Below are 6,000 nucleotides of genomic sequence, written 5' to 3'. Positions count from 1 at the left end.
ATGCGGTGTGGCGGCATGCTGATGGTTTCTTTGCCTTCCACCATGATCGAGCCCGTGCGTTTGCCCACCAGGCCGAGTATGGCGCGCAGCGTCGAGGTGCGGCCCGCGCCGTTGCGGCCCAGCAGCGTGACACATTCACCGGCCTTGACTTCAAGGTCTATGCCCCGCAGCACATGTGATTCCCCATACCAGGCGTTCAGGTCCTTGATGGACAGCACGGTTGAAGAGTTGGTGTCAGACATGTTCGGCCTCTTCTTCCGTGCCCATGTAGGCTTCGCGTACGGCGGGATCGACCGATACCTGTGCATACGGCCCTTGGGCCAGGATCTCGCCGCGCTGCAACACGGTGATGGTGTCGCTGATGTCGGCGACCACCTTCATGTTGTGTTCGACCATCAGGATGCTGCGGTCGGCCGAGACCTTTTTGATCAGGTCCTTGATGCGGTCCACGTCTTCGTGGCCCATACCTTGGGTGGGCTCGTCCAGCAGCAGCAGTTCGGGGTCCAGCGCCAAGGTGGTGGCGATCTCCAGTGTGCGTTTGCGGCCATAGGGCAGGTCACCGGCCAGCAGTTGCGCGGCGTTCGTCAGGCCCACCTGTTCGAGCAGGGCCATGGCCACAGGGTCGAGGGTGCGCAGCGCCGCCACGGGCTGCCAGAAGCGGTAGTCAAGGCCGGCCTTGCGCTGCAGCGCAATCTTCACGTTCTCCAGCACGCTGAGTTGCGGGAACACGGCCGAGATCTGGAACGAGCGCACGATGCCGCGGCGCGCAATCTGCGCGGGCTTTTCGTGGGTGATGTCTATGCCATTAAAGGTGATGCTGCCCGCGCTGGGAATGTGGAACTTGGTCAGCAGGTTGAAGACGGTGGTTTTGCCCGCGCCGTTGGGGCCAATCAACGCGTGGATGGAGCCACGTCTGACCTTGAGGTCGACGTTGCGCACGGCGACGAAACCACGGAACTCTTTGCTGAGTCCCTTGGTTTCGAGTATGAAGTCAGGCTGCATGCTGGAATTCCTCGGCGTTTTCTGGGGGGGGTTTTGCGAATGGAGCACGGCAAGCCCGGCCAGCGTGCTGATGCGTACCGGCGACAGCGGCGGGCGCGGCGCGCTCGGGGCCCAGCCGTACATGAATTGCGTGGCCGCGCCGCACACCCGGCCCTGGCAGGCACCCATGCCGCAGCGGGTGTGCAGCTTGGCTTCAGTCCAGCTGTGGTGTTGCGCCAGCGATGCGTGTTGCACGTCTTCGCAGCGGCAGACCAGGGTGTCGGGGGTCGCCAGGTGGCGCAGCGGCTCGGCCAGCGCGAAGCTGCGCTGCAGGCTGCTGGCGAATTGCTCCCAGCGCGCACCTTGGGCGCGAAGGGCCTTGGCTTGTGCGGTGCTGCCCACAGCAGCGTGGCCGGCCATGGCGCCCTGTGCCAAAGCGCGTTCGCTGCCACCCACACCGGTGTTTTCACCGGCGGCGTAAACGTTTGGCAGGCTGGTGGCTTGCTGGGCATCTACCGCCAGGGCGGCGGCGCCGTTGCGCAGCACTACCGCACAGCCCAGGTGTTGCCCGAGTTCGGTATTGGGCACCAGGCCAAAGCCGCAGGCCACACGGTCGCAGGCTATGTGTTCCATGTGAGCCGTGCTGCCTTGCACGTTGCGTTGTAGCTGCACCGATTCCACCCGGCCTTCGCCCTGCACCGCGAGCACGTGGCTGCTTGTGCGGTAGGCCGTGTTGAACAGTCCTAGCGATTGCATGGCCTTGTCTGGCCAGCGCGCGAGTTGCGCCGCGAAAGCGGCCACGGCTTTGAGGCTGGCCTGTTCGGCGATGCGCAGTACATGGGCTCCGGCCTTGCTGGCCGTGGCGGCTGCGGCCAACAACAGCGGGCCGCTGCCGGCGACGATGATGCGTTCGTCTTTCACTGGCATGCCGGATTTGATGAGCGCCTGCAATGCTCCCGCGCCGCTGACGCCAGGCAGCGTCCAACCCGGAAAAGGCAGCAGTAGTTCACGTGCGCCGGTGCACAGAATCAGTTTTTGCCAGCCCATGCGCCAGCCGTGTTCGGCATTCTCCAGCAGCAACTCTTGCGGGCCGGACTGGGCGATGACACGTGTGCCACTGAACACGCGGATGTTGGCGCAGCGCGCGATGGCATCGCGGCGCTGCAGGGCGCCAACAGGCAGGTCGACGGATGGGCCATCGCGCCAGATCTGGCCACCGGGCGAGGGGTTGTCGTCGACGATGGTGATGGCAGCGCCGCTGGGCGCGGCCGCCAGTGCGGCGGCCATGCCCGCGGGGCCGGCGCCTATGATCAGCACGTCGCAATGTTCTAGGGGAAGGGACGTGGGGTTGGTCATGACGTGGTCTCCACCACCATGCCGTCGGCGCAGCGGGTCTGGCAGGCCAAACGGCGCCGGCCGTCGATGTTGACGCGGCATTCCTGGCATATGCCCATGCCGCAAAAGGGCGCGCGCGCTTCGCCCAATACCGATCGCCGTGCCACGCCCATATGTGTCATAGTGTGGGCTGCCTGCGCCACGCGCAGCGCGGCGGCGACCGAGGTGCCGGCGGCAATGCGCAAGGCCTGGCCGTTGATGTGCAGACTGACTTGTTTGTCGCGGTTCATGCTGGTGTGGTCTCGGAAGAAGTCGCGGCAAAACGCTGGACCGCATAAGGCGCGGGAGCGAAGGCGGGCGCGCCACCCGTCATCAGCGCGGCCAGCAGATGCGCCGTTCCGGTGGCCGTGGTCACACCCAGGCCTTCGTGGCCCACGGCCAGCCACAGGCCTTCGCGCCAGGGGTGGCGGCCGAGCAGGGGCAGACTGTCCGGGGTGGCGGCGCGCAGGCCGGTCCAACTGCGGATGGCGTTGAGCTCGCCCAGCGCTGGCATGTAGTGCAGTGCGCGCTGCAGCATCTGCGCCACCATGTCAGGTTCGACGGCCAGGTCGGTGGTGTCGAACTGGCGCGAGGAACCTATGAGCATTTGGCCGGTCGGGCGCGGCTGCAGGTTGAAGGCCACAGAGGGCCCTTCGGCGTGGTGCGCGCTGGTGATGTAGCCCAGCTCCACCAGTTGGTGGTGCACCGTGCCGGGGTAGCGGTCGGTGATCAACAGGTGGCCCTTCTTCGGGCGTATCGGCAGCTCCGGGCACAGTCTGGTGGCGTGTATGCCGTTGGCCAGCAGGATCTGCGGCGCGTGGCGCTGGCTGCCATCGGCCAGGCGCACGTGGCCGGGTTCAATGGCCACAACCTCGGCCTGTGCGACGGTGATGTGGCCGCCGCCCTGTGCAGCGTCGTGCAGAAACCAGCGTGCGGCGTTCGGTGCGTAGACGATGGCGTCGCCCATCACTTCAAGTGCGCCGCTCAGGCCCGCCCGAAGTGCCGGTTCGGCTGCGGCCAGTTGTGCGGCGTTGAGCAAGCGGCAGTCCACACCTTGTGTGCGCAGGCGTTGCCCCTTTTCTTCGGCAGCGGCCATTTCGGCGTCGTCAGCTGCCACCCACAAGGTGCCGCAGGCGCTGTAGGCGCAATCGGCCGCGAGGCGCGGCACCAGACTGCGCCACAGGTCCAGAGAGTGCCGGCTCAAGGCGAGTTCGGCCGGGTTGTCGTCCATCACCACCAGGTGCCCCATGCCCGCGCCGGTGGCACCGCCCAGCTGTGCGTCCAGCACCAACACGCGCTGGCCGGCCTGCGCCAGGGCGTGGGCACAGGCTGCGCCGACGATACCGGCGCCAATGACGATCACATCAGGTTGCATGGAGCTGGGCACGTTGGGGGTCAGTAGCTTGCGAGCGCGGTGGGCACTGTGTTCTTGAACGTGAACACCGTGATCGGTGCTTGTGTCATGTTGCCCTTGTCGTCATAGGTGTAGGTGCCGGCCACGCCCTTGTACGAGGCCTTGTAGATTTCGGCTCCGACCTTGTTCGGGTCAATCGAATTCGCCTTTTGCATAGCCTCGCCTATGAGCATGGTCTGGTCGTAGAACGAAGCGCCGTAGGCATCGGTGTCGGTGTTGAAGCGCTTCTTGTACTTGGCCTTGAAGGCCGGGCCACCAACGGCTTTTTCCAGCATCGAGCCGCCTTGGGCGCAGTACACGGTGTCGTTTACCGCATCACCGCCTAGCTTGCCTACCTCGGGACTGCACAAGGTGTCGCCGCCCAGCAGCTTGGCGGTCAGGCCGAGCTGCTTCATCTGGCGTGCCATGGGGGCGGCTTGGGGGGCATAACCACCGAAGAAGATGGCCTCGGGTTGCCTGGCCTTGAGGCTGGTGAGTATGGACAGGAAGTCCACCGCCTTGTCGGTCGTGAACTCCTGGCCCACCACCGTCAGGCCCTGCTTCTTGGCTTCCTTGGTGAACTCTTCGGCCACACCCTGGCCGAAAGCGGTGCGGTCGTCGACCACGGCAACCTTGCTGACCTTCAGCACCTTGGCCGCGTAGACCGCCATGTTCGAGCCTATCTGGGTATCGCTGGCGATGATGCGGAACAGGTTCTTGTAGCCACCGTCGGTGACCTTGGGGTTGGTGCCCACGGTGGAGACCATGGCGCCGCCGTTGCTGTACACCCGCGAGGCCGGAATGGCGACGCCGGAGCAGTAAGGCCCCATCACGTACTTGACGCCGTTGTCGACCAGTTTTTGCGCCACGTTGACGCCCGACTTGGCATCACACTGGTCGTCTTCCGACGACAGCTCGAATTTCAGCGTCTTGCCAGCCACCACCATCTTCCTGGCGTTGAGTTCCTCAATCGCGAGCCGGACACCGTTTTCGTTGTCTTTGCCCGCGAAGGCATTGGGGCCGGACAGCGGGCCGCTGTGGCCTATGGTCACGACCTGTTCCTGGGCGCTCGCCTGGCTAGCGCAGGCCAACACGGCAAGGCCCAGGGCCGAGAGAAGATGGGGGCGGGTGTTCATGGGAGTCTCCTGGTGTGATGACGACGGAAATCAGGCAACCGACTGGTACTGGGTGGGGCGCGTGGCCAGGGCCTTGGCGACGATGTTTTCGATGAAGGCGCGCTCTTCGCCGATCAGCGGCAGGCGCGGGCGGCGCATGTGTTCCGTGCCCACACCCACCAGCAGGTCGATGAGCTTGAGGTTCTGCACCAGCTTGGTCGACACATCCAGGTGCAGCATGGGCGTCATCCACTGGTACAGCTTCAGCGCCTCGGCCCACTGGCCGGCCTTCATCAGGTCATACAGCGCCACGGTTTCGCGCGGGAAGGCGCAACCGACACCGGCCAGCAGGCCGTCGCAGCCCAACGCCAGGCCTTCATAGGCCAGGTCGTCCACACCCAGGAACAACTGGTAGCGGTCACCCAGCACGTTGCGCAGGTCGGTGATGCGGCGGATGTTGTCGGTGCTTTCCTTGATGGCGACGATGTGTTCGCAGTCGGCCAGTTGCACCATGTGTTCGGGCTTGAGGTCGACGCGGTAGGCCACCGGGTTGTTGTAGACCATGATGGGCTTTTGCGCCGCGTTGGCCATGGTGCGCACGTTCTGCATGGCTTCGCGGGCGTCGGCGACGTAAATCACCGAGGGCATCACCATGAAGCCGGCCACCCCCAGTTTGTTGGCGCCATCGATGTAGCGCAGGGCTTCGCGGGTGCTGGTTTCCGAGACGTTGGCCAGTACCGGAATACGGCCATCGGCGGCTTCCAGCGCGATCTTGGCGACCTGCAGCTTTTCTTCCAGCGACAGGGTGCTGGCTTCGCCGAGGGAGCCGCAGGTCACCAGGCCGTGAATGCCGTTGCGGATCTGGAAATCAATGTGTTTGGCGGTGCCGGCGGCGTCTATGCTTTCGTCGGCGTGGAACTTGGTGGTGATGGCGGGGAAGATGCCTTTCCAGCGCGGGTTGGTCATGAGAGTGAGCTCCTAAAAGTGAGGTTGAAGAGGCCCCGAGGGCCGTCGTGGTGTTCTCTGGGTAGAGGATTGTTAATATATTAAGAAGATATTTAAAATATCTTGTTGGGGTATTAAGCAGGTTGCGTGCCACATCTTTTGGGTGTATTTGCAGCCGTTTTGGGGCAGCTT

General features: G+C 64.5%; 6 protein-coding genes and 1 pseudogene. All 7 read right to left on the bottom strand.

Annotation, left to right across the window (positions count from 1 at the left end; genetic code table 11):
- Positions 1 to 242, bottom strand: a 242-nt coding sequence (locus tag ACFQ95_RS09320; RefSeq protein WP_422830567.1) for an ATP-binding cassette domain-containing protein, incomplete at its 3' end; no start/stop codon positions are given.
- The gene (locus ACFQ95_RS09315; RefSeq protein ID WP_422830579.1) at positions 235 to 1,002 is read right to left on the bottom strand and encodes an ABC transporter ATP-binding protein; all 768 of its coding nucleotides are present in this window, start codon (positions 1,000 to 1,002) and stop codon (positions 235 to 237) included. The genes ACFQ95_RS09320 and ACFQ95_RS09315, both read right to left, overlap by 8 nt.
- A 48-nt stretch (positions 1,003 to 1,050) precedes the next feature.
- A pseudogene (locus ACFQ95_RS09310) lies at positions 1,051 to 2,337 on the bottom strand (FAD-dependent oxidoreductase); the annotation flags it as partial.
- Complete coding sequence (locus tag ACFQ95_RS09305; protein WP_422830566.1) at positions 2,334 to 2,606, bottom strand: 2Fe-2S iron-sulfur cluster-binding protein; 273 nt, start codon at positions 2,604 to 2,606, stop codon at positions 2,334 to 2,336. The gene ACFQ95_RS09305 and the pseudogene ACFQ95_RS09310, both read right to left, overlap by 4 nt.
- Positions 2,603 to 3,730: an NAD(P)/FAD-dependent oxidoreductase gene (locus ACFQ95_RS09300; RefSeq protein ID WP_422830565.1), complete on the bottom strand. Its 1,128-nt coding sequence runs from the start codon at positions 3,728 to 3,730 to the stop codon at positions 2,603 to 2,605. Before ACFQ95_RS09300 ends, ACFQ95_RS09305 begins: the two co-directional genes overlap by 4 nt.
- Positions 3,731 to 3,750: 20 nt before the next feature.
- Positions 3,751 to 4,884 carry a branched-chain amino acid ABC transporter substrate-binding protein gene (locus ACFQ95_RS09295; protein ID WP_422830564.1) on the bottom strand — a complete coding sequence of 378 codons (1,134 nt, stop codon included), beginning with the start codon at positions 4,882 to 4,884 and terminating at the stop codon, positions 3,751 to 3,753.
- Positions 4,885 to 4,914: 30 nt separating this feature from the next.
- Complete coding sequence (locus tag ACFQ95_RS09290; protein WP_422830563.1) at positions 4,915 to 5,829, bottom strand: dihydrodipicolinate synthase family protein; 915 nt, start codon at positions 5,827 to 5,829, stop codon at positions 4,915 to 4,917.
- Positions 5,830 to 6,000: the final 171 nt, after the last annotated feature.

Source organism: Variovorax sp. HJSM1_2, assembly GCF_049316285.1.
Taxonomy (GTDB): domain Bacteria; phylum Pseudomonadota; class Gammaproteobacteria; order Burkholderiales; family Burkholderiaceae_C; genus Rhodoferax_B.
The sequence above is the reverse complement of the archived record's forward strand: the minus strand, read 5'-3'. Positions and strand labels throughout refer to the sequence as shown.

Coding starts and splice junctions, on each gene's coding strand:
- ACFQ95_RS09315 (WP_422830579.1), bottom strand. CDS start 1,002: ATGCAGCCTGACTTCATACTCGAAACCAAGGGACTCAGCAAAGAGTTC.
- ACFQ95_RS09305 (WP_422830566.1), bottom strand. CDS start 2,606: ATGAACCGCGACAAACAAGTCAGTCTGCACATCAACGGCCAGGCCTTG.
- ACFQ95_RS09300 (WP_422830565.1), bottom strand. CDS start 3,730: ATGCAACCTGATGTGATCGTCATTGGCGCCGGTATCGTCGGCGCAGCC.
- ACFQ95_RS09295 (WP_422830564.1), bottom strand. CDS start 4,884: ATGAACACCCGCCCCCATCTTCTCTCGGCCCTGGGCCTTGCCGTGTTG.
- ACFQ95_RS09290 (WP_422830563.1), bottom strand. CDS start 5,829: ATGACCAACCCGCGCTGGAAAGGCATCTTCCCCGCCATCACCACCAAG.